The 21,564-nt window shown below is 63.1% G+C and carries 22 protein-coding genes; 14 read left to right on the top strand and 8 right to left on the bottom strand.

The features are described 5' to 3' along the window. Positions 1-7 precede the first annotated feature (7 nt). Together ACK4FJ_RS01010 and ACK4FJ_RS01005 are read left to right on the top strand one after the other, a co-directional pair. The gene (locus ACK4FJ_RS01010; RefSeq protein WP_409762669.1) at positions 8-2,233 is read left to right on the top strand and encodes a tetratricopeptide repeat protein; all 2,226 of its coding nucleotides are present in this window, start codon (positions 8-10) and stop codon (positions 2,231-2,233) included. Between the two features lie 142 nt (positions 2,234-2,375). Further along, on the top strand, positions 2,376-2,594 hold the full coding sequence (locus ACK4FJ_RS01005; protein ID WP_409762666.1) for a hypothetical protein: 219 nt from the start codon (positions 2,376-2,378) through the stop codon (positions 2,592-2,594). An 81-nt stretch (positions 2,595-2,675) separates the two neighbouring features. Here ACK4FJ_RS01005 and ACK4FJ_RS01000 read toward each other — a convergent pair whose 3' ends face one another. Continuing rightward, positions 2,676-2,858 (bottom strand): hypothetical protein, encoded by a 183-nt coding sequence (locus ACK4FJ_RS01000; RefSeq protein WP_409762663.1) that lies wholly within the window; start codon positions 2,856-2,858, stop codon positions 2,676-2,678. 155 nt (positions 2,859-3,013) lie between these two features. Between ACK4FJ_RS01000 and ACK4FJ_RS00995 the strand changes: the two genes are divergently transcribed. The 10 genes from ACK4FJ_RS00995 to arsB all read left to right on the top strand — a co-directional run bounded on the left by ACK4FJ_RS00995 (position 3,014) and on the right by arsB (position 11,617). Then, positions 3,014-4,606, top strand: coding sequence for an FAD-dependent oxidoreductase (locus ACK4FJ_RS00995; protein ID WP_409762661.1), 1,593 nt, complete (start codon positions 3,014-3,016; stop codon positions 4,604-4,606). A gap of 88 nt (positions 4,607-4,694) precedes the next feature. Further along, the gene (fabD, locus tag ACK4FJ_RS00990) at positions 4,695-5,636 is read left to right on the top strand and encodes an ACP S-malonyltransferase (RefSeq protein ID WP_409762658.1); all 942 of its coding nucleotides are present in this window, start codon (positions 4,695-4,697) and stop codon (positions 5,634-5,636) included. Between the two features lie 31 nt (positions 5,637-5,667). Next, a complete protein-coding gene (gene fabG, locus ACK4FJ_RS00985; protein ID WP_409762654.1) occupies positions 5,668-6,408 on the top strand; it encodes a 3-oxoacyl-[acyl-carrier-protein] reductase in 741 nt (246 codons plus the stop codon). Positions 6,409-6,552: 144 nt separating this feature from the next. After that, on the top strand, positions 6,553-6,792 hold the full coding sequence (locus tag ACK4FJ_RS00980; protein WP_374304445.1) for an acyl carrier protein: 240 nt from the start codon (positions 6,553-6,555) through the stop codon (positions 6,790-6,792). A gap of 61 nt (positions 6,793-6,853) precedes the next feature. Then, a complete protein-coding gene (fabF, locus tag ACK4FJ_RS00975) occupies positions 6,854-8,131 on the top strand; it encodes a beta-ketoacyl-ACP synthase II (RefSeq protein ID WP_409762651.1) in 1,278 nt (425 codons plus the stop codon). 9 nt (positions 8,132-8,140) lie between these two features. Continuing rightward, positions 8,141-9,118 (top strand): endolytic transglycosylase MltG, encoded by a 978-nt coding sequence (gene mltG / locus ACK4FJ_RS00970; RefSeq protein ID WP_409762648.1) that lies wholly within the window; start codon positions 8,141-8,143, stop codon positions 9,116-9,118. Between the two features lie 96 nt (positions 9,119-9,214). After that, positions 9,215-9,586, top strand: coding sequence for an ArsR/SmtB family transcription factor (locus ACK4FJ_RS00965; RefSeq protein ID WP_409762645.1), 372 nt, complete (start codon positions 9,215-9,217; stop codon positions 9,584-9,586). Then, positions 9,555-10,019: an ArsI/CadI family heavy metal resistance metalloenzyme gene (locus ACK4FJ_RS00960; RefSeq protein WP_409762642.1), complete on the top strand. Its 465-nt coding sequence runs from the start codon at positions 9,555-9,557 to the stop codon at positions 10,017-10,019. Before ACK4FJ_RS00965 ends, ACK4FJ_RS00960 begins: the two co-directional genes overlap by 32 nt. Before the next feature lie 11 nt (positions 10,020-10,030). Next, on the top strand, positions 10,031-10,540 hold the full coding sequence (locus ACK4FJ_RS00955) for an arsenate reductase ArsC (protein ID WP_409762639.1): 510 nt from the start codon (positions 10,031-10,033) through the stop codon (positions 10,538-10,540). A 51-nt stretch (positions 10,541-10,591) separates the two neighbouring features. Beyond that, positions 10,592-11,617 (top strand): ACR3 family arsenite efflux transporter, encoded by a 1,026-nt coding sequence (gene arsB, locus ACK4FJ_RS00950; RefSeq protein ID WP_409762636.1) that lies wholly within the window; start codon positions 10,592-10,594, stop codon positions 11,615-11,617. Here the strand turns inward: arsB and ACK4FJ_RS00945 are convergent. Then, a complete protein-coding gene (locus ACK4FJ_RS00945) occupies positions 11,614-12,381 on the bottom strand; it encodes an SDR family NAD(P)-dependent oxidoreductase (protein WP_409762633.1) in 768 nt (255 codons plus the stop codon). The genes arsB and ACK4FJ_RS00945 overlap by 4 nt on opposite strands. Before the next feature lie 68 nt (positions 12,382-12,449). Between ACK4FJ_RS00945 and ACK4FJ_RS00940 the strand changes: the two genes are divergently transcribed. Together ACK4FJ_RS00940 and gmk are read left to right on the top strand one after the other, a co-directional pair. Beyond that, positions 12,450-13,346, top strand: coding sequence for a YicC/YloC family endoribonuclease (locus ACK4FJ_RS00940; RefSeq protein WP_409762630.1), 897 nt, complete (start codon positions 12,450-12,452; stop codon positions 13,344-13,346). 6 nt (positions 13,347-13,352) lie between these two features. Then, the gene (gene gmk / locus ACK4FJ_RS00935; RefSeq protein WP_409762627.1) at positions 13,353-14,003 is read left to right on the top strand and encodes a guanylate kinase; all 651 of its coding nucleotides are present in this window, start codon (positions 13,353-13,355) and stop codon (positions 14,001-14,003) included. Between the two features lie 8 nt (positions 14,004-14,011). Here gmk and rsmA read toward each other — a convergent pair whose 3' ends face one another. The 6 genes from rsmA to lptF are packed head-to-tail and all read right to left on the bottom strand — an operon-like array spanning position 14,012 to position 21,428. Continuing rightward, positions 14,012-14,839 (bottom strand): 16S rRNA (adenine(1518)-N(6)/adenine(1519)-N(6))-dimethyltransferase RsmA, encoded by an 828-nt coding sequence (rsmA, locus tag ACK4FJ_RS00930; protein ID WP_409762624.1) that lies wholly within the window; start codon positions 14,837-14,839, stop codon positions 14,012-14,014. Further along, complete coding sequence (gene pdxA / locus ACK4FJ_RS00925; RefSeq protein ID WP_409762621.1) at positions 14,832-15,863, bottom strand: 4-hydroxythreonine-4-phosphate dehydrogenase PdxA; 1,032 nt, start codon at positions 15,861-15,863, stop codon at positions 14,832-14,834. The genes rsmA and pdxA overlap by 8 nt, the downstream gene beginning before the upstream one ends. Further along, positions 15,841-17,088 carry a peptidylprolyl isomerase gene (locus ACK4FJ_RS00920; protein ID WP_409762618.1) on the bottom strand — a complete coding sequence of 416 codons (1,248 nt, stop codon included), beginning with the start codon at positions 17,086-17,088 and terminating at the stop codon, positions 15,841-15,843. The genes pdxA and ACK4FJ_RS00920 overlap by 23 nt, the downstream gene beginning before the upstream one ends. 7 nt (positions 17,089-17,095) lie before the next feature. After that, a complete protein-coding gene (locus ACK4FJ_RS00915) occupies positions 17,096-19,231 on the bottom strand; it encodes an LPS-assembly protein LptD (protein ID WP_409762615.1) in 2,136 nt (711 codons plus the stop codon). Continuing rightward, the gene (lptG, locus tag ACK4FJ_RS00910; protein ID WP_409762612.1) at positions 19,228-20,322 is read right to left on the bottom strand and encodes an LPS export ABC transporter permease LptG; all 1,095 of its coding nucleotides are present in this window, start codon (positions 20,320-20,322) and stop codon (positions 19,228-19,230) included. Before lptG ends, ACK4FJ_RS00915 begins: the two co-directional genes overlap by 4 nt. After that, positions 20,322-21,428: an LPS export ABC transporter permease LptF gene (gene lptF / locus ACK4FJ_RS00905; protein ID WP_409762609.1), complete on the bottom strand. Its 1,107-nt coding sequence runs from the start codon at positions 21,426-21,428 to the stop codon at positions 20,322-20,324. The genes lptG and lptF overlap by 1 nt, the downstream gene beginning before the upstream one ends. Positions 21,429-21,564: the final 136 nt, after the last annotated feature.

Here is a 21,564-nt window from a genome sequence, read left to right as displayed (position 1 = left end):
GCGTGCCATGGAGATGCATTGGCATAAGGCGCTGGGACTCGCCGTTCGTTTGCATCAAGCCGGAAAGCTGGAAGAAGCCTGCCAGCTATATCGCGTCGTCCTGCAGCAGCAACCCGAAAACGATGATGCCCTGCATCTTCTAGGAATGGCGCTCGAGCAACTGGGGCGCCCGCAGGAGGGGCTGCCTTTTGTTGAGCAGGCGATCGCAGCGGAGCCCGGCATTGCCGCCTATTGCAATAGTTTGGGCAACATATACAAAGCCCTGGAAGACATCGACAAAGCCGTTGCCGCCTATCAGCGTGCCTTGCAGCTTGATGCCGATAATGCCGATGCGCATAACAATCTCGGACTGCTTGCTCAAGGTCGCAAGGATTGGGCCACCGCAAGCCGGCATTTCAATGCAGCCCTAAAAGCAAATCCAGGTTTTATCGAAGCTGCATTCAATCTGGCGGTTACCGACTGGCATGCCGGCGACAGGGAGAGAGCAGTTGCGTCCTTCGCGCACCTGATGCAGCGCAATCCTGACCTTTTGCGAAAACTGTTCATTCTGGCGCGTTCCGAACTGGAACAGCGGCATTCTGATGCCCTGCAGAAACTCACGGCGTTTCTTGAGGGCAAAGGGTTGGCTGTTTTTGAATGGCAGTATCTTCAGGGTGGAGTGGCCGAACTGCAGGGGGATTTGGACACGGCCCGGCATAAATATCATATTGCGATTGCAATCAAACCGGATTTTCCCGATGCCCTGCGGGCCCTTGGGCGCATTCTGATTGATGCTTCCGAAGAAACTGTCGCCGCGCCGCTACTGGAGCGGGCCTACGAGCTTAAGCCGGATGACACCCAGACTATTGCATTGTTGGCTACCGCCTATTGCGGGTGCCACAAAGAGCAACATGCCGCTGAACTGCTTGAAAGAGAGTTGGTCGGCCAACCAAACAAGGTGGCCCTGCTGGTTTCTTATGGCCATGTGCTGGGCAAGCTGAACCGTCTGGACGAGTCCTGCGCCGTTTATGAACGCGCCCTGGCGCTTTCTCGAGATGATATAATTACCGCGCAAATTTATGGTAATCTTGCCGGCGTCGAGTTGCGTCGTGATCGCATAGAAAACGCCGAGGCGGCTTGCCAGCGGGCCCTTGAACTGAATCCAGATAGCCGTCTTGCGGCTGGTAACCTCGCCAATATCCATGAAGTGCAAGGACGCTACCAGGAAGCCGAGCAACTAAATCTCGACCTGCTTGCTCGGAATCCAGAGGATGCCGAAGCGCATAATAATCTGGGCTTGATGCTGCTCAAGCTGGGGCGCTATGCGGAGGCCTGGCCGCATTTCGCCTGGCGGTCCAAGAGCAGCGGTTGGACCTCGCCGGATACCAGCCGCGGCCTTCCGTCCTGGGATGGCGTTTTCCCGCCTCCTGGCCGGCTGCTGATCTGGCAGGAACAGGGCATTGGCGACGAAATCGTGTTCTCCAGCTTGCTGCCGGAGCTTCGTGATCGTGGTGCGGATGCTGTCGTGGCAACGGATCGGCGGCTGGTGCCGTTATTCGCGCGTTCGTTTCCGGGCATCAAGTTCCGCCCCAATAACGAGCCCGTGGATGTCGCCGCCCTCAAGCTGGTTTGCCAGCGGCCTTTCGGCGATCTGGGTGGCATCCTGCGCCCGGATGCAGAAAGCCTTGCGCATCATCCACGGAATTACCTGAAAGCCGATCCCGAGCGCCGGCAGATATTCCATCAGCGGTATGTCTCGGGTCGCGATCTGCTGGTCGGCATTTCATGGAACAGCCGCAACCTGCGCACCGGGAGCAGCAAGTCGGTATCGCTGGACGACATGCTGCCGCTGCTGCGCGAACCGGGAGTTGCCTTCATATCCCTGCAATACGGAAAAGCGGCGGCAGAGGCGGAGCCCTTCGCGCGGCAAAATCATGTGCCTTTGCGCCATGACGCCGAGGTGGATCCCCTCGCGGATATCGATGCCCAGGCGGCGCAGATCGCGGCTCTCGACATGGTGATGACGGTCAGCACCGCGGCGGCGCATCTGGCGGCGGCACTTGGCGTGCCGACCCTTCTCCTGCTGCCCGGCACCCGTGGGCAGCTCTGGTATTGGGGGACGGAGGGGGAAACGACACCGTGGTATCCCTCGGTCCGGATCTGTCGTGCAAGTCCGGGCGAGGGTGTCGCCTCGATGATGAGCCGTGCCCTGAAGATGTTCAGGGAGATGCGCGCGCAGTTTGTGCGCACCTAAAGCACATCGCGCCGGCGGGATTCCGTGATAGTATCTCGGACGAATTTTTCTATTCGGCCGTGCTGTTTACTTTCGCTAAACCAAACCATGCGAAGTAAGGGACGGATACAGAAACCGATTCGCAAAACGAAGGGGGCTACCCATGGCGATGACGGAAGAAGAGCAGAGCAAGGTCACACGCGAGTCGTTCGTGGCCACCTGGGAGGCCTTGGTCAATGGCGGCGTCAACCGTGAGCTGGTGGCGGCGATCGCCATGAGCATGGCCCTGGCGGAACTCACCTCCCTGTTCGGCAAGGCGGTCACCGCCCATGGCCTGGAAAAGCTGCCGGAAACCATCCGTTCGGGCGCCTTCGACAAGTAAGCGCCGGTTCACCGAACACAAAAAAGCCGACCCGAATGGGTCGGCTTTTTTTGTGCTTTACGCGCCAGCGTCAGGGCTGGGTCAGGCGCTGATATCGACCTGTTTACCGGTGCCTGAGGCCGTCGGCGACGAGGCGGGGGCCGTGATCTGCTTGATATTCTCCAGGCTGTCCGAAACAGCGCTCAGCACGGCAAGCTGCTGGTCGCGGGCGATCTTCAGCCCGACGAAATACAGTTCCTGCTTGATACCCGACAATTCTGCCATGTCTGCCTCGGCGAAAGTTAACCGAAGTTTACCCTGAAGAGCGCCGCGGGCAAAGCCTTATCCATCTGTCCCGGCACGCAAATACTTGGCGGATGTCGCCTGACCGGCTAATTTGGTTGCAAATGTAACCAAAAAACACCGCCCGGGAGGAATGGATGGCGTCATTTGCCTATCCGCAATTCGGTTACCAGCCGCCCAAGGTGCCGCCCGGGGGGACTGAACGCTGCCGGGTGGCCATCGTCGGCGGCGGACCTGTCGGCCTGAGCGCGGCCCTCGATCTGGCAGCGCATGGCATTGGCTGCGTCCTGTTGGACGAGGAAGACAGCGTCTCGGTCGGCAGCCGCGCGATCTGTTACGCCAAGCGCACGCTGGAAATCTGGGACCGCCTCGGTGCGGGACAGCGCATGCTCGACAAGGGCGTGACCTGGCAGATCGGCAAGGTCTTCCACGGACCGCACCAGCGCTACAGCTTCGACCTGCTGCCCGAGAGCGGCCACAAGTTTCCCGCCTTCATCAACCTGCAGCAATATTACGCCGAACTTTACCTGGTGGAGGCGGCGCGCGAGCAGCCGCTGATCGAGATGCGCTGGAAGCATCGCGTCTCCGATGCCGTTCCCGGCAATGACGGCGTGCGCTTAAGCGTCGAGACGCCCGATGGCGACTACACGCTGGTGGCCGATTACGTGCTGGCCGCCGATGGCGCGCGATCCACGATGCGGCGCAAGCTGGGCCTCGATTTCCGCGGCCAGGTCTTCGAGGACCGCTTCCTGATCGCCGACGTGCATATGAAGGCGGACTTCCCGTCCGAGCGCTGGTTCTGGTTCGATCCGCCGTTTCATGCCGGCGGTTCGGCGCTGCTGCACAAGCAGCCCGATGATGTGTGGCGCATCGACTTGCAGCTCGGTTGGCAGGCTGATCCGGAAGCCGAACGACAGCCGGAACGCGTGATTCCGCGCCTAAAGGCCATGCTGGGCGATGACGTGCAGTTCGATCTCGACTGGGTCAGCGTCTATACCTTCCAGTGTCGCCGGCTGGATCGTTTCCGCCATGGCCGCGTGATCTTCATCGGCGATGCCGCGCATCAGGTCTCGCCCTTCGGCGCGCGCGGCGCCAATTCCGGCGTGCAGGATGCCGACAACCTGGTGTGGAAGCTGACGCATGTGCTGAACGGCGAGGCGCCGGACGCCTTGCTCGATACCTATGACAGCGAACGCGTCGCGGCAGCCGACGAGAATATCCTCAACTCCACCCGCAGCACCGATTTCATCGTGCCGAAATCCGCCACGGCAAAAGCGCTGCGCGATGCCGTTCTGGATCTCGCTGCCGATCATGCCTTCGCACGCCGGCTGGTGAATTCCGGCCGCCTGTCGCTGCCCACCACCTACCGCGACACGCCGCTCTCCACGCCTGACCGCGATGCCTTCGCCGCCGGACCCATACCCGGTGCGCCGATGGTGGATGCACCGCTGGATGACGCAGGGCATCACTGGCTGCTGCGGCGCTGCGCCGATGGCCGTTTCACCCTGTTGAGCTTCGGGGCGGATGCCATGACGCTGCCGCAGGACCTGGAAGGCCGGGTGAATATGGTAAGCCTGCCGGCCGAGGGCGTGGCGGCCCAGCGTTATGCGGCTAAACCGGGTACGGTCTATCTGCTGCGGCCGGACCAGCATGTGGCGGCCCGTTGGCGCCAGCCGACAAGTGGCGATATTTCAAAGGCTTATCGTAAGGCTCTGATGTTGACGGCCTGACCTGGACGCTTGACAGGGCGGGGGCGGGGCTTATGACTGGCGCGGCATTTTCGCCGCTTGCCGGCATATCGCTATCGGGAGTCATAGAATGAGCCGTGCGTTCCTCTTTCCGGGCCAGGGCAGCCAGGCCGTTGGCATGGGCAAGGAGCTGGCCGAAGCCTTCGCCACCGCCCGCCACCTGTTCCAGGAAGTCGACGACGCACTGTCGCAGAAGCTGTCCACCCTGATGTTCGAGGGGCCGGAGGCCGACCTGACGCTGACCGAGAATGCCCAGCCGGCCCTGATGGCCGTCAGTCTGGCGGTGGTGCGTGTTGCGGAGAAGGATTTTGGCGTCGACCTGGCCGCCAAGGGCGCCTTTGCCGCCGGCCATTCGCTGGGCGAGTATTCCGCGCTCTGTGCCATGGGCGCGTTGTCGGTGGCCGATACGGCCCGCCTGCTGAAGCTGCGCGGCCAGTCGATGCAGAAGGCGGTGCCGGTGGGCGAGGGTGCCATGGCCGCTCTGCTGGGTGCCGAGCTTGATCTGGCCGAACAGGTCGTGGCGGAAGCGCAGCAGGGCGAAGTCGTCGGCTGCGCCAACGACAATGGCGGCGGCCAGGTGGTGATCTCGGGCAAGAAAAGCGCCGTCGAGCGCGCCATCGAGGTGGCCAAGGCCAAGGGCGTGAAGCGGGCCATGCTGCTGCCTGTCAGTGCGCCGTTCCATTGCGCGATGATGCAGCCGGCTGCCGATGCCATGGCCGAGGCGCTGGGCAAGGTGGCGCTGAAGGCGCCCAAACTGCCGATCGTGTCCAACGTGACGGCCAGGGGCGAATCCAACCCTGAAGACATCAAGAAGCTGCTGGTGCAGCAGGTGACGGGTCTGGTGCGCTGGCGCGAAGGCGTGTTGTGGCTGAAATCCCAAGGTGTGGCGCAGGTGGTAGAGCTGGGCTCGGGCAAGGTGCTGGCCGGCCTGGTGAAGCGCATCGACAAGGAAATCGAGCCGCTCAGCGTTGGCTCGCCGGCCGAGCTGGAAGCCTGGGCCAAGGCCCTCTGAAACAGACCGTCCTCATTAGGAGACTGAAGCGATGTTCGACCTGACCGGCAAATTTGCCCTCGTCACCGGCGCCACCGGCGGTATCGGCGGGGCCATCGCCGCCGCCCTGCATGCCCAGGGCGCCACCGTGGGCCTGTCGGGCACCCGCGAAGCCGTTCTGCAGGAGGTTGCGGCCAAGCTGGGCAGCCGTGTGCATGTGTTGCCCTGCAATCTGGGCGATGCTGATGCGGTGAATAGCCTGATCGGCCAGGCCGAGGCCGCCATGGGCCAGGTGGATATCCTGGTCAACAATGCCGGCATCACCCGCGATGGCCTGGCCATGCGCATGAAGGACGAGGACTGGCAGACCGTGCTGGACGTCAACCTGACGGCGGCTTTCCGTCTGGCCCGGGCCAGCCTGAAGGGCATGATGAAGCGCCGCTGGGGCCGCATCATCAGCATCACCTCGGTGGTCGGCGCGACCGGCAATCCGGGGCAGCTCAATTACGCCGCCGCCAAGGCCGGCCTGACCGGGATGACCAAGTCGCTGGCCCAGGAAGTGGCTTCCCGCAACATCACGGCGAACTGCGTCGCCCCCGGTTTCATCCAGACCGCGATGACCGATGTGCTGTCCGACCAGCAGAAGGAAATGATTTCCCAGAAGATTCCGGCGGGTCGACTCGGCCAGAGCCCGGAAATCGCCGCTGCGGTGGTTTATCTGGCCTCGGAAGAAGCCGCCTACGTGACCGGACAGACCTTGCATGTTAACGGCGGCATGGCCATGATTTCCTAAGGAAATCCGGCACCGAATCAGCCTTTCCCGCCGTTTGGGAACAGCTTGGAAGCGCGGGGTTTCTATGCTAAGGGAGGCCCCCATCTGCCGGCTGCCGCCGCTTCAGGCGCGGTGCGGGCAGCCACAACCACAAGGATTTAGGAAATGAGCGACATTGCTGAGCGCGTGAAGAAGATCGTCGTCGAGCATCTGGGCGTCGAGGAAGAAAAGGTCACCGAGAACGCGAGCTTCATCGACGACCTGGGCGCCGACAGCTTGGACACGGTCGAGCTGGTGATGGCGTTCGAAGAAGAGTTCGGCGTTGAGATCCCCGACGATGCCGCCGAGAAGATCCTGACCGTCAAGGACGCGATCGACTTCATCAAGGAGCGTTCGGCGTCGTAAGCCCGGCTGACGCCGCCGCCGCGCTCTTTATTTCCTTTTATTCGTCTCGAAAGGTTCAGCCATGCGTCGTGTCGTCGTCACCGGCCTCGGCCTGGTTACGCCGCTCGCTTGCGGCGTGGAAGCGACTTGGACCCGGTTGATCAACGGCGAGTCCGGCCTTGGTAAGATCACCCGTTTCGACGCCTCCGAAATGCCGGCGCGTATTGCCGGTCAGGTGCCGTTGAAAGCGGATTTTCCTGATCGTGCCGATGCCTTCGATCCCGACGAATGGATGGAAGCCAAGGAGCGCAAGCGCGTTGACGATTTCATCGTCTTCGGCTTGGCGGCGGCGAAACAGGCCGTGAAGGATTCCGGCTGGGTGCCGGCCGATGAGGAGCAGCGCTGCCGTACCGGCGTGCTGATCGGTTCCGGCATCGGCGGCCTCAACGGCATCGAAGAGGCGGCGATCACGCTCAAGGAAAAGGGCCATCGCCGCATCAGCCCGTTCTTCGTGCCCGGGCGCCTGATCAATCTGGTGTCCGGTCACGTTTCCATCGAATACGGCTTCAAGGGCCCGAACCACGCTGTAGTGACGGCCTGCTCGACCGGTGCCCATGCCATCGGCGATGCCGCTCGTCTGATCATGTGGGACGACGCCGACGTCATGGTGGCCGGCGGTGCCGAAGCCACCATTGGCCCGCTCGGCGTGGCCGGCTTCTGCGCGGCCCGCGCGCTGTCCACCGGTTTCAACGACGAGCCGACCAAGGGCTCGCGTCCCTGGGACAAGGGCCGCGACGGTTTCGTGATGGGCGAGGGTGCCGGCGTCGTGGTGCTTGAGGAACTCGAGCATGCCAAGCGCCGCGGTGCCACGATTTACGCTGAAGTGGTTGGCTATGGCCTGTCGGGCGATGCCTATCACATCACCGCCCCGCACGAGAGCGGCGACGGCGCCTTCCGCTGCATGCAGATGGCGTTGAAGCGTGCCGGCATGCAGCCGTCCGATATCGATTACGTCAACGCGCACGGTACCTCGACGCCGCTGGGCGACGAGATCGAACTGGGTGCGGTGAAGCGACTGTTCGGCAATGCCATGGGCAGCCTGTCGATGTCGTCCACCAAGTCGTCGATCGGCCATCTGCTCGGTGCTGCCGGCGCGGTGGAAGCGATCTTCTCGACGCTCGCGATCAAGACCGGCATCGTGCCGCCGACCCTGAACCTGGACGATCCCAGCGACGTGGCGGTTGGCCTCGATCTGGTGCCGCACAAGGCCAAGCAGCGCGACGTGCGCGCGGCGCTGTCGAACTCTTTTGGGTTCGGCGGCACCAATGCTTCGCTCGTGCTGAAGTGCTACGAAGGTTAAATCCAAACGATGAAGCCGCTCACGCGCGCGCTGCTGGCGGTTCTGCTGGCGGCGGCGCTGGCCTGCGCCGGCGGCTATGTCTGGTTCCTATCCTGGCTAGACGCGCCGGGACCGGGACAGCGCGAAGCCGTTGTTCTTGTGCCTCGCGGCACCGGCGTCTCGGGTATTGCCCAGCGTCTGACCGAGGCCGGTGTGGTGGATCATGCCCGCCTGCTGGAACTGGCCGTCTGGCAGGGCGGCCTGTCTGCCGCGCTGAAGGCTGGCGAATATCAGTTTCCCCCGGCCGAAAGCCCACGCGCCGTGCTGGAGCGGATCGCCGCTGGACGCGTGCTGGTGCGCCGCCTGACCATCCCCGAAGGGCAGACCAGCGCCGAAATCCGGCGGCTGGTCGAAGCGGCCGAGGCCATGACCGGCGCCTGGCCGGTCGAAGCGATCCCGGAAGGCAGCCTGCTGCCCGAGACTTATCACTATGTATACGGCGACAGCCGCCCCGAACTGGTGGCACGCATGCGCAAGGCGCGCGATGAATTGCTGGCCGGATTATGGGGCAGGCGGGCCGCCGGTCTGCCGCTGGCTGATCCGGGCCAGGCGATGATCCTGGCCTCGATCGTGGAGGCGGAAACGCCCCTGGCGGCTGAGCGGCCCCGGGTGGCTGGTGTCTACCTGAACCGCCTGAAACGCGGCATGCGGCTGCAGGCCGACCCCACGGTGGCCTATGGCATCACCCGGGGCGAGAAGGAACTGGAACGGCCGCTCAGCCGCGACGATCTCGCCCGGCCCAGTCCCTGGAACACCTATACCAGCGACGGCCTGCCGCCCACGCCGATCAACCATCCGGGCCGGGCCAGTCTGGCGGCCACGCTTCAGCCCGAAAGCCACGATTTCCTGTTCTTCGTGGCAGACGGGAAGGGCGGGCACCTGTTTGCCCAGACCTACGACCAACACCTGCGCAACGTGGCCGCCTATCGCGCAAGCCAGCGGCGCTGAACTGCCTTTCAGATAGTACGATTTTCTTCAAAATATCGTTGACTCCGACGAGCAGGCTCTATATTTCGATATTATTCGTAATATCGGAGCGTGAGCATGGAAACCAAACCTGCCATTGCCGCCCTTGGCGCGCTGGCCCATGAAAACCGGCTGGCGGCCTATCGCCTGCTGGTGCGGCAGGGGCCGGACGGCCTGCCGGCCGGCATGTTGGCCGAACAGCTTGGCATCGTGCCGTCGTCGCTCACCTTCCACCTGCAGCAATTGCTGCATGCCGGCCTGATCACCCAGCGCCGCGTGGGGCGGCAGTTGTTCTATGCCGCCGATTTCATGGCGGTGAACGATCTGGTCGCCTTCCTCACTGAAAACTGCTGCGGCGGCACCACGGTTTGCGCGCCAGTCTGCCAGCCGTCCGTTTCCCCTGCCAAGGAGCCTTCCGATGAAGCGCCTGCACGTCAACGTCGCGGTTGAGAGTCTCGATGAGTCGATCCGGTTCTATTCGGCCCTGTTCGCCGCCGAACCGACGGTGCGCAAACCCGATTACGCCAAATGGATGCTGGAAGATCCGCGGGTGAATTTCGCTATCGCGGCGCGCGGCACCAAGCACGGCATCGATCATCTGGGAATCCAGGTGGAGGACGAAGCCGAATTGCACGAAGTCTATGCCCGCCTGAAACAGGCCGATGCACCGGTGCTGGAGCAGGGGCGCGTCACCTGCTGTTACGCCGAATCTGAAAAAAGCTGGATCAGCGATCCCCAGGGCATCGCCTGGGAAACATTTCTGACCCATGGCGAGAGTACTGTTTATGGCGCGGCTACCGCTGCCGAGAAGGCCGAGGGCACATGTTGTGCCGCACGGCCAGCCAAACCTGTTGTCAAAACTGTGCAATCCTGCTGCGCCTGAGGGAGCGAGACATGTCTGACCGCATTTATAACGTTCTGTTCCTGTGCACCGGCAACTCGGCGCGCAGCATCCTGGCCGAAGCGATCATGAACGAGATGGGCGCCGGTCGTTTCCGCGGCTTCAGCGCCGGCAGCATGCCGAAGGGCCAGCCACACCCCATGGCTATCGACCTGCTGCAGAAATCCGGTCACCCGATTGATGGCCTGCGTTCGAAATCCTGGGACGAATTCGCCGCACCGGATGCGCCCAAGATGGATTTCGTCTTCACCGTCTGCGACAACGCCGCGAACGAGGTCTGTCCGATCTGGCCAGGCCAGCCGATGACGGCCCATTGGGGCCTGCCGGATCCGGCCGCCGTTGAAGGCAGCGAGGCCGAGCAGCGCCTGGCTTTCGCCGATACGTATCGCATGCTGCGCAATCGCATCGGCATCTTCGTCAACCTGCCGATCAAGGCATTGGATGAAATGGCGCTGCAAAAGCGGATCGACGATATCGGCCGTTCGCTGGCCGAAGCATCGTAAGCCGTCATGTCGGCAGTATCGGACGCGGCGCAGCCTGCCGCGAAACCCGCAATGACCACGTTTGAGCGTTACCTGACGCTCTGGGTGGTCCTGTGTATCGTCGTCGGCATCGCCATCGGCCATTGGTTGCCCGGGCCGGTGCAGGCCATCGGCGCCATGGAGGTTGCACAGGTCAATCTGCCGGTGGCCGTGCTAATCTGGCTGATGATCATTCCGATGCTGCTGAAGATCGATTTCGCAGCGCTTGGCGAAGTAAAGCAGCACTGGCGCGGCATCGGCGTCACGCTGTTCATCAACTGGGCGGTGAAGCCGTTTTCCATGGCCCTGCTGGGCTGGCTGTTCATCGGCTGGCTGTTCCGGCCCTGGCTGCCGGTCGACCAAGTTGAGGCTTACATCGCCGGCCTGATCCTGCTGGCGGCGGCGCCCTGCACGGCGATGGTGTTCGTCTGGAGCAACCTCACGCGCGGCGAGCCGCATTTCACCTTAAGCCAGGTGGCGCTGAACGATGCCATCATGGTGGTGGCCTTTGCCCCCATTGTTGGTTTGCTGCTCGGCCTGTCGTCCATCGTGGTGCCGTGGCAGACCCTGCTGCTGTCGGTGGTGCTTTATATCGTCGTGCCGGTAGTGCTGGCGCAGATCTGGCGCGGCAGGATCATGGCCGGTGGCGGCGAGGCGGCATTGCAGGCCGTGCTGCGCCGCCTGGGGCCTCTGTCGCTGATCGCGTTGCTGACCACGCTGGTATTGCTGTTCGCCTTCCAGGGGGGGCAGATACTGGCACAGCCGCTGGTGATCGCGCTACTTGCCGTGCCGATCCTGATCCAGGTCTATTTCAATTCCGGCCTGGCCTATCTGCTGAACCGCCATTTTGGCGTGGCCCATTGCGTGGCCGGACCCTCGGCCCTGATCGGTGCCAGCAATTTCTTCGAACTGGCCGTGGCTGCCGCGATCAGCCTGTTTGGCTTCCAGTCGGGCGCAGCGCTGGCCACCGTGGTTGGTGTGCTGATCGAGGTGCCCGTCATGCTGTCGGTCGTGCATATCGTGAATGCCAGCAAGGACTGGTACGAACGCCGCGCTTAGTCCTTCCCGGGTGCGCGGCGCAGCAGCCAGTCGAGCAGCGGATAAGGCAGCAGGCCGAGAGCACCCATGATCGCCACCATCGGCCAGGGGAAGGCGATGCGGCCACGATTACGCGCCAGCCCGTCGCGGATGATGCGGGCGGCCTTTGCCGTGTCCATCAGGAAGGGCATCGGGAATTTGTTGCGCGCGGTCATGCGCGACACCACGAAACCGGGGCAGATGGCGGAAACGCGGATGCCCTCGGGCGCCAGCCTGCCGCGCAGTTCCTCGGCATAGGCGCGGGCGAAATGTTTGGACGAGGAATAGGGCACCGCCCCAGGCATGGCGAGAAAACCTGCCATTGAGGCGACCACGGCGATCTGGCCCGAGCGCTGGCGTACCATGATCGGCACAGCGGGGTTCACCGTGTTCAGCACGCCGTCGATATTCACGCTGGTGATGCCGCGCACGTAGGCGTCGAAATCGTCCCAGCTCTTGAACCCGCCGGAAACGCCGGCGTTGGCGATCACCAGATCCAGCCGCGCGGCGGCGGCAACGCCGGTGATAAACCTGTGCATACCGTCTACATCGGTCACCGGTACGGTTTCGGCGATCACCGTCGCCCCGCGCGCCCGGCAGCGTTCGGCCATCTCTTCCAGCCGGCTGGCATCGCGGCCGGTCAGGGCCAGCAGGACGCCCGGGCCGGCGTACAGCTCGGCCAGGGCGGCACCGATTCCGCTGGAGGCACCGGTGATGACGATGCCGGAAAGCGGTGTTTGATCCATGGCTTAGCCTCGACACTCTGGCGGTTTCCCACTATAGTGCCGCGCAGCGTAACACCTCCGGGGGAATCGTGTCGCTCATCAGCATGACCGGCTTCGCGCGCGTCGATGGACGCGCCGCAGGCAAAAGCTGGATATGGGAACTGAAATCGGTGAATGGCCGCGGCCTGGAGCTGCGCTTCCGCCTGCCGCCGGGTTTCGACGGGCTGGAGGCGGAACTGCGCGGCCTGGCCCAGGCGAAACTGGTGCGTGGCAATGTCACGCTCAATCTGCAATTCACCGAGACCGCCGATGCGCCGCCGCCGGCCTATCGCCTGAACGAGTCGCTGCTGGAGCAGCTGCTGGCGCTGGGCACAAAGCTGGAATCGCGCGGCATCGGCGCGCCGCGACTGGATGGCCTGCTGGCCGTGCGCGGCGTGGTCGAGCCGGTGGGCAGTGCCGAAACCGAAGAAGGCCGCGCCGAGCTGGAGAAGGCGATCCGCGAGAGCTTCTCCGCCGCGCTGGATCGCCTGGTGCAGAGCCGGACGGTCGAAGGCGGCAAACTGGCCACCGTGCTGGGCGGGCTGCTTGATGAGATCGCCGGCCTGACCGGCCGTGCCGCCGAAGTCGAGGCCGTGCGGCCCGAGGCCCTGCGCCGTCGCCTGCGCCAGCAACTGGACGACCTGCTGGCCCAGCAGCCGCCGGTGAGCGAGGATCGGCTGGCCCAGGAGCTGGCGCTGCAGATCACCCGGCTGGATATCCGCGAGGAGCTGGATCGGCTGAAGGCCCATATCGATACGACGCGTGGCCTGATCAAATCAGGCGATGGGTGCGGGGTCGGGCGCAAGCTCGATTTCCTGGCGCAGGAATTCAACCGTGAAGCCAATACGCTCTGCTCCAAGGCCTTCGATGCCGGTTTGACCGCCATCGGCCTCGACCTCAAGCTGGTGATCGACCGGCTGCGTGAGCAGGCCCAGAATGTCGAGTGACCTGAGATGAACGACGCATCTCCCTCCACCACCATTGCCCGGCGCGGTCTGATGCTGGTGCTGTCGTCCCCCTCTGGCGCAGGCAAGACCACGATCTCGCGCCGGCTGCTGGAAGCCGATGCCGAACTGCATCTCTCGGTATCCGTCACCACCCGCACGCGGCGGCCGGGCGAGGTGGATGGCGTGCATTACCATTTCATCGACACCGAGAGCTTCGGCCTGATGGTCAACCGCCAGGAGCTGCTCGAGCATGCCAAGGTGTTCGACTATTACTACGGCACGCCGAAGGAGCAGGTCGAGAAGCGGTTGTCCTCGGGACAGGACATCCTGTTCGATATCGACTGGCAGGGCACGCAGCAGCTGCGCCAGCGCGCGCGCGACGATTTGGTCAGTGTCTTCATCCTGCCGCCGTCCACCAAGGACCTTGAGAAGCGGCTGCATACCCGGGCTCAGGATTCGGCCGAGGTGGTCGCCAAGCGCATGTCCAAGGCGGCCGATGAGATCAGCCACTGGGCCGAATACGACTATGTCGTGATCAACGACGACGTTGAACGCTGCCTCGCCCAAGTCCACGCGATCCTGCGCGCCGAGCGGCTGAAGCGTCATCGCGGCGTCGGCCTGGTGGATTTCGTCAAGCAGCTCCGCGAGGGGCGCTGACCGGCCGATTACAACAATCTGGCGAGCGCGCAGAATTCCTCGATCGATAGGGTTTCTGCCCGTCGGGTCGGGTCGATGCCGGCTTCCTGCAGCTTGGCATCCGCATCGGCCCATAGCGGTTTCAGCGCCGCCCGCAGCATCTTGCGGCGCTGGTTGAAGGCCGCCGCCGTCACCCGTTCCAGTTTTCGCGGATCGGCCTCGGCCAGAGGCCGCTCACGCGGTTGCAGTTCCACCAGTGTCGACGTCACCTTGGGCGGCGGCACGAAGGCCTTGGGGCCGATATCGAACAGCATCCGCACCCCGCAGCGCCATTGCGCCGCCACGCTGAGCCGGCCATAGGTCTTGCTGCCCGGTTTCGCCGCCAGCCGTTCCGCCACTTCCTTCTGCACCAGCACGGTGATGCGGGCGAATTGCTCGGCGCGCGCCACCCAGTTCAGGATCAGTGGCGTGGCGATGTTGTAGGGCAGGTTGGCGACCACCTGCCAGGGCGGCGGCGCAAGATCTACGAAACCGGTTTCCAGCGCATCGCCCGGATGCACGGCCAGGCGTCCGCCGGCGGCCTCTGCCAGTGGCTGCAGCGCGGCGATGCAGCGTTCGTCGCGTTCGACCGCGATCACACGCGGCGCGCCTTCCAGCAGCAGCGCGCGCGTCAGGCCGCCGGGGCCGGGGCCGATCTCGATCACCGTGCCAGCCGTCCAGGGCATGGCGGCGCGGGCGATCTTGCGGGTGAGGTTGAGGTCGAGCAGGAAGTTCTGTCCCAGCGCCTTGCGCGCGGTCAGGTCGTGCTGCGCAATCACCTCGCGCAGCGGCGGCAACGCCTCGATGGGATCAGACATGGCGGCGATGCGCGGCCATATTTCCCGCCAGCCGCAGGGCGGCGATCAGGCTGTCGGGTTTGGCGATGCCCTTGCCCGCGATGTCGAAGGCGGTGCCATGATCGGGCGAGGTGCGAATGATCGGCAGGCCCAAGGTGACATTCACGCCGCGATCGAAATCCAACGTCTTGATCGGGATCAGCGCCTGGTCATGATACATGCAGATCGCCGCATCGTAGCCGGCGCGGGCCTCGGCATGGAACATCGTATCGGGCGGCAGCGGGCCGCGCGCATCGATGCCCTCCGCGCGCAACCGTTCCACGGCGGGAGCGACGATCAAGGCATCCTCATTACCCATGCTGCCGGCTTCCCCCGCATGGGGGTTGAGGCCCGCAATGGCCAGACGGGGCCGGGCGATGCCGAATTTGTCGCGCAGGTCCGCGGCGGTGATGCGCGCGGTCTCGACGATCAGGTCGGGCGTGAGCTGGTCAATCGCCTGTCGTAGCGAGACATGGATGGTGACCGGCACGACGCGCAGCCGCTCGGAAGCCAGCATCATCACCGGCCGCGGTGCCTCGCACAGGGCGGCCAGGAATTCGGTATGTCCGGGATGGGTGAAACCGGCATCGTAGAGCGCGGCCTTGTGGATCGGGTTGGTCACCACGGCGCCGACTTCGCCTTTGCGGCAGAGCGCCGTGGCCAGTTCGATGGCATGCAGGACGGCCGGTGCATTGCGGCGATCAGGAATGCCGGGCTGGACTGGTGCGGGCAGGGGGGCTGGCAGCACCGGCAGGGCTTCGCGGAAAACCTCCGATGCCATGGCCGGATCGTCGATGACCCGCAGGGGAATCTCCCAGCCAAGGCGGGTGCTGATGGCCTGCAGCCGCTGGGGGTCGTCGATCACCAGGAAGGGCGGCAGAGACTGGTCATGGCGTTGCTGCCAGGCCTGCAGGGCGATTTCCCCGCCGATGCCGGCGGGTTCTCCCATGGTCAGGGCAAGAGGGAGAAGGCGGTTGCCCGGCTCAGCGGAATTCGATCGTGGCATCGCGCCGCAATTCGCGGATATAGCGCTGGGCCATCAGCTCGGCACGCCGCACCAGAATGCTCTGGCGCACCTGATTGCGGTCGATGCCGCTGGCCTCTTCCCTGGCGCAGAGCGTGAAGACATGGATAGCCCGCGAAGAGGTCACCGGCTGCGAACTCTCATTCACCTTCAGCGGCTCGACGGCACGGCGGAAGGCTTCCGGCATGTCGGCCAGGCGCAGGGTTCCCAGGCTGCCCGATCCTTGCACCTGGATTTGCTCGGCGGCGGCTTCGACGTCGTCGCAGCTGCGAATGGCGCTACGGGCCTGCTGCGCCTTGGCCATGGCGGCCTGGACATCGGCATTGCTGGGGTTTTGTGGCAGGGAGACGAGGACCTGTTTCAGCGTGACTTTGGCATCTCCCGCGCCGGGCAGGCTGATCAGGCGGCGGTCGCGCAGCAGGATGATCTGGTAGCCGCCAACAGTGCGGATCGGAACCGAGACATCGCCCTTGTTCATCTTCGCCACCACGCTTTCCACTTCCTCGGGCAGGGTGCCGCGCGGCACCCAGCCGACCTCGCCGCCATTGGCAGCCGTGGTGCCGCGGCTGAACTGCCGGGCCAGGGCGGGGAAGGGCGCGCCGTTGCGGATCTGCTCGATGATCCGCTGGGCGGTCTGGCGTTGCGGTTCTTCCTGGTCGGGGTTGTCGACCGGGATCAGGATTTCCGCGATCAGGTCTTCGGTCTGGCCGGCATTGTTTTTCAGTTTGGCGATGGCTTCGTCGATCTCCTGGTCGGTAACGGTGGAGGTCGCCGTCAGTCGACCGCGAACCATGCGGGACCAGATCAGTTCGGTTCTGATCTGGTTGATGATGGCAGCCGGGTCGATGCCGGAACGCTGCGCGAATTCTTCGAAGCGTCCGGCCGGGATATTCATCTGGCGTTCCACCGTCGCGATCGCGGCATCGACCTCCTGCTGGCTGACGGAGATACCCCGACGCTTGGCTTCCTGCATCTGCAGGCGCTCGTCAACCAGGGAGCGCAGAGCCTGATCGCGCACGGCACGCCGGATATCCGCCGTGTCGGGCAGTCGGGTGGTGGCCATGATGATGCGGGCGCGCTCGTTGATGTCGCGCAACGAAATCACTTCGTCGTTCACAAGCGCCACGATGCGCTGCAGGTCCTGGGCCTGAGCGATTGCGCCGCCGAGTCCGGTCATGATGATTAGAAGTGCGATCAGGCGAATCATGGGCAGCTCAATTGAAAGTCGCGATCCGGAAGCGGACGCCGATGGTGGTTGTCGGTTGGATGTCCCGATTCACGGTAAAGGTCCGTTCGGCGAACAGAACGATGTCGAAACACTCATCAGTATAGCGCAAGCCGCCGAAGTTGAGCAAAGCACCGCCATTATCGCCCAAATCGCGTGTATGGCGAAGTTCGGTGGACCAGAATTTGGTGAGTTGGGCGCGCAAAGTGCCGGAAATCGCTTCGCGTTCACCGGTATCATCCACGAAATCGGCATCGGCCAGTTTTGCATAAGACAGGGACAGAAAATTGGTGCTGGTCCCCAGGGTGGTGCCGATTTCGTGGCGCTGGACGCTCAACTGGCTGTTCTGGGCGAGGCGCACGCGATCCACAAAACTAATGTAGCGTCCGGGCGAGAAGGTGAGCCGGGCCACATAATCCGACATGCTATCGGACAGATCTGAACCGGCCGTGAAAGTGTCGTCGGATTTGGCGCGAACGGACTGGCCGGCCAGCAACTCGGCATAACCGCCGTTATTGCCGTAGACGGCGCTGCGGACGCCATAGTTCAGTTTCGGGCCGCCGTCCCAGCGATCATAGCCGGGGAAACGGTTAATGCTGAAAAGGTTGGTTTCATCGAATTCGAAACTGAGCGAATCTTCGTTCGGGATGGTACCTGGGTTTCCGCCATATGGCGTGACGACAGCCATCACGATCGGTTCAATCAGTTGCCGCATATACCGGCTGTCGCGCACCAGCGGGTACCGCCAGTCAAGCGCCACAGCCGGTATGACACGGCCGGTTACTTCCGTCCCATCGCTGTTGGTGGTGCTGGCGAGGGATTGATCGACGCTGTCCGCCCAGTAGCCATCGGCACGCAGCATTGCTGTTGCCGTGAAGACCTCGCCGCTGGGGGCATAATAGGGCTGTGCCCACGAAATCGTGGACGAAAGACGCCGCGTATCAGTGCCGCTGCTGCGATACAGGGACGCCATATTCGCGTCGAAGGCCCAGCGCCCACCATAGTCGCCAGGTTCGAACACGGCCGAGTAGTCCATGATCGGTACCGCGATGGGAACGTTGCCATTGCGGACGTCAGAACGCAGATTCTGGAATGAGAAGGCGTTCACTGCAGCGAAATGGCGGTTGTTGATCCCTTCTGCGTAGACGCGACTGGTCAGGGTGTTGGTGTAGGGGCGGTTCTGGACGCTGTACCGGTTCAGATAGGTGTCATCCGAGGCGCGTAGTATGTTGGCGCCAAAGGTGACGTCGTCTTTGGCACGGAATGCCATGTTGGTGCGGAAATGCCCACGCACATTGCCGGAGGAGTCTTCCTCGGTGATGCTGCCGTCGAATTCCATCTCGCCGGTGGCTGTGCGGTTGCGATATTCCGCAGTTAAATGCGCACCCTGATCGGTCGAGTATTGGGGGGTCAGCGTCAAGTCACTTTGACCGTCGATAACGTAGTAATAGGGCATCCGTACTCGGTGGCCGAAAAAGGTATCCTTGATGTAACTCGGCGGCAGGATACCGCTGCGGCGGTTCACGGTCGGGTCGGGATGGCTGAGATAGGGCGTATAGAGGATCGGAATGCCGAACATTTCGAAGACGGCGTTCCGATATACGATTTCCTGTGCCGCTTGGTTATGCTCGACCCGTTCGCCTTTCAATTGCCACAAGGGAGCGCGGCTGCGATCCTGTTCGCAAAGACTGCAAGTCGTGTACACGGCTTTGCGCAGTATTGTGCGATTGCCATCCCGGCGTTCTGCCGAGGCCGCCGCGCCGCGTGAGTTATCCGACAGCAGCATGGCGGCGTCTCGGATGAAACCGTTCTTCATGCCAGCGAACAATTCCATGTAGTCGGCGAATAGAACCGTGCCGTCGTTTTCCAGCAACGACACATTTCCGCTGGCGATGACCTTGTCGTCTTTTTCGCTGTAGCTGACGGTATCCGCGAGCAAGGTCCGGCCGCCCTGCACGAGTTCGACCTTGCCCTCGGCGGTGACTAGACCCAGGGACTGATCGTAATTCAGGGTGTCGGCCGTGATCAGCACGGGCGGATCGCTCTGCGCGCGGGCCGGGGCCGCAGCTATGAGTAGCAACCCAATCAGTACTACATGGGATAGGCGGCCGGGCTTCGCGGTCATCCATCCTCCAAATGGAAAAGCATTGAAACGCCAAGCATGATAAACACCGCGGTCGGCGCCCAGGCAGCAAGCAGAACCGGCAGCGTACCGTTGAGGCCGAAGGGCTGCATCAGTTCCACGCTGAGATAAAGCAGGAAACCCGCGCCCACGCCGCCAGCCAGCATCATGCCGATGCCGCCGCGGCGCGTCAGACGCAGACTGAAGCTGGCTGCAATCAGCAGCATCGCGCAAAGCAGGACGGGAGAGGCAAGGAGGCCGTAGTAATACAGACGATGCTTCACAGCCGAAAATCCGGCATCCTCAAGGGTGGCGATGAAGCTGGGCAATTCCCAGAATGAAACCGTGTTGGGAGAGGCGAAGCTCTCCTGGATCCGGTCGAAAGTCAGGGTGGTTGGGACGCGGAGTTGCGCATGACGGTCTGCCGGCTTGTCCGGATAACTGATGATGGCGTTTTCAAGCAGCCAGTTGCCGTCCTGAAGCAATGCCGAGGATGCGTCGATCCGCTTCACGAAGACATCCTTGCCTTCATAATAAAACAGGATCGCATCGCGCAGTTCGATGCCTTGCTGCGCGACGCGCAGGGCATGCACGACAATCTGTCCCGTTGCGTCAGCCTCGCGGAGCCAAAGTCCGCCGGACGATACGGCCAGCATACTGCTCCGGCCGCGCAACACCTTGGCTTCGATCGATTCATAACGCGCGAGCATCGCGGCGCTCAGCGGGTTGTAAACCGTGACAAGGAAGACGCCGAGCAGCAACGCGAGGGCAATGCCGGGGAACAGGAACTGCCAGACAGATACGCCAGCCGCGCGGCTGACAGTGAGTTCCTGAGAGCGGGTCAGGCGGCTGAGCGCCAGCATGCTTCCGAACAGGACCGCGAAGGGGAACAGCTTGGTCATCAGGGTCGGAAGCTTGAGCAGCGAGAGCTGCAGCACCAGATCGAAGGAGGCATCGGCCCTGCCGCTGGCGCGGCGCAGCAGTTCGACGGTGTCGAAGCTGTAGGCCAGCACTGCAAGCACGATCAGCACAGTCAATATTCCAAACAGGAACTGACGGCCGAAATAAAGCGATAGCGTGAAGGATGATCGCATCAGGCCTCACGCAGCCTGGGGCGCATGCCCGGTTCCCGCAGCATGAATACAGCCGCAGCCATGAAGGCGACCGGCGTTATGTACAGCAGAGGAATCAGAATGATGGACTTGGTCGCCAGATGGGAAACGCCAAGACTGAGGATCTGCAGCGCGATGGCCACCGCGCCAGCGGCGATCAACCGCTGCCCCTGACCCCGACGGTTGAACTCTCCGCCGATCACGCCGGCGATGGCGATCAGGATCAGCGCCGGGGCATAGAGCGGGGATACCAGACGGCGATGCCCCTCTACGATCAGCTTGTTGTAGTTGTTGACGTCATCGGCATCCTGCATGTTCGGCCGGAACAATTCGTGCAGATAACGCTCCGATGGTTCGCGCCAGCCCTGTCCCTCTTGTTTAGAATAGGAATTCAGGTCCAGGCTGTAATTGTCGAAATACAGCAGTGACAGCGACTTCCGCTCCGGGTCGATCTGCTGGCGGTTGCCGTTCACCATATAGAGGCGCGGCCCCTGCGGGGTGCGGAGCAGGGTGGCTTTCTCGGCCATCATGGTGATCGGCTGTGTGCCGTCGCGGACATCGTGCACTAGAACACCCAGCATGTCGCCGTTGACGTCGCGTTCGCGGATGTAGACGGTCAACTTGTCGGTCGGCGTGTTGAAAACGCCTTCCAGCAGGGCCATGCCGGCCAGATCGTTGCGGAATTCATACTGCGTGGCGCGCAGGGTGCGCGATCCCAGCGGCATCAGGTAAAGCGTGATGGCGTACATGATCGCGATAATCGCGATCGAGATGTAGAGCGCCGGTCGGGCCAGGGCGAGTCGGCTGAAACCGGTGGATGACAGCACCACCACCTCGGAATCGCCAGCCATACGATGGAAGGCATAGAGGGTGGCGCAGAAGGCGGCGATGGGCAGGATGATGGCCGTGATGCTGGGCAGCACCAGCATAGTCAGATAAAGGAAATCGAGGAAAGCTAGGTTGTTGTTGACGATCCGGTCGATGAAGCGCAGGGCCTGGGTCAGCCAGATCACCCCAGTCAGGGTGAGGGTGGCGAAAACCAGCGGCCAGGCGATCTGGCGCATGATGTAAAGGGTAACCCCGCGCATGGCGGGCAGTATACCCATTCCGCCCCCCATCGCCACCACCGCAAAACGAAAAGAAGGACTTGGTCCATAACGAAGAATCGGCGATTCGTCAGGCTAGTGCCGATTGATCGGCCGGCAGCCCGGCCGCTATAGTGCC

Origin of the sequence: Ferrovibrio sp., from assembly GCF_046297595.1 — a bacterium.
In the GTDB taxonomy this organism is placed as follows: Bacteria; Pseudomonadota; Alphaproteobacteria; order Ferrovibrionales; family Ferrovibrionaceae; genus Ferrovibrio.
Note: the sequence above shows the minus strand (reverse complement) of the source record. Positions and strands in the feature narration are given on the sequence as shown.

Bases quoted from the DNA above. Each gene is read 5' to 3' on its own strand.
- ACK4FJ_RS01010 (WP_409762669.1), top strand. From the start codon at position 8: ATGGAGATGCATTGGCATAAGGCGCTGGGACTCGCCGTTCGTTTGCAT.
- ACK4FJ_RS01005 (WP_409762666.1), top strand. From the start codon at position 2,376: ATGGCGATGACGGAAGAAGAGCAGAGCAAGGTCACACGCGAGTCGTTC.
- ACK4FJ_RS01000 (WP_409762663.1), bottom strand. From the start codon at position 2,858: ATGGCAGAATTGTCGGGTATCAAGCAGGAACTGTATTTCGTCGGGCTG.
- ACK4FJ_RS00995 (WP_409762661.1), top strand. From the start codon at position 3,014: ATGGCGTCATTTGCCTATCCGCAATTCGGTTACCAGCCGCCCAAGGTG.
- fabD (WP_409762658.1), top strand. From the start codon at position 4,695: ATGAGCCGTGCGTTCCTCTTTCCGGGCCAGGGCAGCCAGGCCGTTGGC.
- fabG (WP_409762654.1), top strand. From the start codon at position 5,668: ATGTTCGACCTGACCGGCAAATTTGCCCTCGTCACCGGCGCCACCGGC.
- ACK4FJ_RS00980 (WP_374304445.1), top strand. From the start codon at position 6,553: ATGAGCGACATTGCTGAGCGCGTGAAGAAGATCGTCGTCGAGCATCTG.
- fabF (WP_409762651.1), top strand. From the start codon at position 6,854: ATGCGTCGTGTCGTCGTCACCGGCCTCGGCCTGGTTACGCCGCTCGCT.
- mltG (WP_409762648.1), top strand. From the start codon at position 8,141: ATGAAGCCGCTCACGCGCGCGCTGCTGGCGGTTCTGCTGGCGGCGGCG.
- ACK4FJ_RS00965 (WP_409762645.1), top strand. From the start codon at position 9,215: ATGGAAACCAAACCTGCCATTGCCGCCCTTGGCGCGCTGGCCCATGAA.
- ACK4FJ_RS00960 (WP_409762642.1), top strand. From the start codon at position 9,555: ATGAAGCGCCTGCACGTCAACGTCGCGGTTGAGAGTCTCGATGAGTCG.
- ACK4FJ_RS00955 (WP_409762639.1), top strand. From the start codon at position 10,031: ATGTCTGACCGCATTTATAACGTTCTGTTCCTGTGCACCGGCAACTCG.
- arsB (WP_409762636.1), top strand. From the start codon at position 10,592: ATGACCACGTTTGAGCGTTACCTGACGCTCTGGGTGGTCCTGTGTATC.
- ACK4FJ_RS00945 (WP_409762633.1), bottom strand. From the start codon at position 12,381: ATGGATCAAACACCGCTTTCCGGCATCGTCATCACCGGTGCCTCCAGC.
- gmk (WP_409762627.1), top strand. From the start codon at position 13,353: ATGAACGACGCATCTCCCTCCACCACCATTGCCCGGCGCGGTCTGATG.
- rsmA (WP_409762624.1), bottom strand. From the start codon at position 14,839: ATGTCTGATCCCATCGAGGCGTTGCCGCCGCTGCGCGAGGTGATTGCG.
- pdxA (WP_409762621.1), bottom strand. From the start codon at position 15,863: ATGCCACGATCGAATTCCGCTGAGCCGGGCAACCGCCTTCTCCCTCTT.
- ACK4FJ_RS00920 (WP_409762618.1), bottom strand. From the start codon at position 17,088: ATGATTCGCCTGATCGCACTTCTAATCATCATGACCGGACTCGGCGGC.
- ACK4FJ_RS00915 (WP_409762615.1), bottom strand. From the start codon at position 19,231: ATGACCGCGAAGCCCGGCCGCCTATCCCATGTAGTACTGATTGGGTTG.
- lptG (WP_409762612.1), bottom strand. From the start codon at position 20,322: ATGCGATCATCCTTCACGCTATCGCTTTATTTCGGCCGTCAGTTCCTG.
- lptF (WP_409762609.1), bottom strand. From the start codon at position 21,428: ATGCGCGGGGTTACCCTTTACATCATGCGCCAGATCGCCTGGCCGCTG.